Raw genomic sequence first — 718 nt, 5'->3', positions numbered from 1 at the left:
CCATTCCTGCTCATCAGCTACAAACATTTTTACACGCTCCAATGTTACCCATATTTTTAATTATCGGTATTGGGGTCGTTGGAGGAGGTGAAATTGCACTACTCAGTGCCGTATTGTTACTAGTTGCACTGCTCGTTCAGTACAAGGCGCAAAGATACCTAAGTCGCTCAGATAGCGACCGACATGACGCAGAGCTTCAAGCGACTAAATCAACACTTGAGCTCATAGATCACCTTGAGTTACTTCGCTCAACAGCGGGGCCTGAGCGCTCAATCGAGCGTATTGAACAGAGTTGGCACGCACAAGAAGAAGTTCATTCAACTATTAATCGTAACGCTTCTATCGCAACCTTAGTATCAGGATTGGCAACGATTTTACCCCTTGCAGGTATCGCCATCTATCTCGTCTTAGAGCCGATTACTCAACCCTTATTAGTCTTGGCTTTATTGATATTGATTACCCGTGCAGCTGCACCTTTGGGTGAACTCGCGTTGGCAGGCTTTGCGATTAACGACGTAAAATCCTCAATTAAAAATTACGCTCAGTTAACGAATGTCCCTGTTCTGCCTGAGCCTAATCCTCAATTTGCAACCTCCCCCAAAAACCATAAGTTCGAACTGAACCTTGTGGGCCATTTAGATCTCTTTGAAGATGCTAGCACGGAGATCAAACAAGGTGATACCGTCGTCATCAATGGAGTCAGTGGCAGTGGGAAAAG

At 45.3% G+C, this 718-nt stretch carries 1 pseudogene; it reads left to right on the top strand.

Going from position 1 to position 718, the window contains the following annotated elements:
• A pseudogene (locus tag R8O10_RS25055) lies at positions 1–718 on the top strand (ABC transporter); the annotation flags it as partial.

This window comes from Vibrio sp. 1727, assembly GCF_033344415.1.
GTDB classification, from domain to species: domain Bacteria; phylum Pseudomonadota; class Gammaproteobacteria; order Enterobacterales; family Vibrionaceae; genus Vibrio; species Vibrio alginolyticus.
The sequence above is the reverse complement of the archived record's forward strand: the minus strand, read 5'-3'. Positions and strand labels throughout refer to the sequence as shown.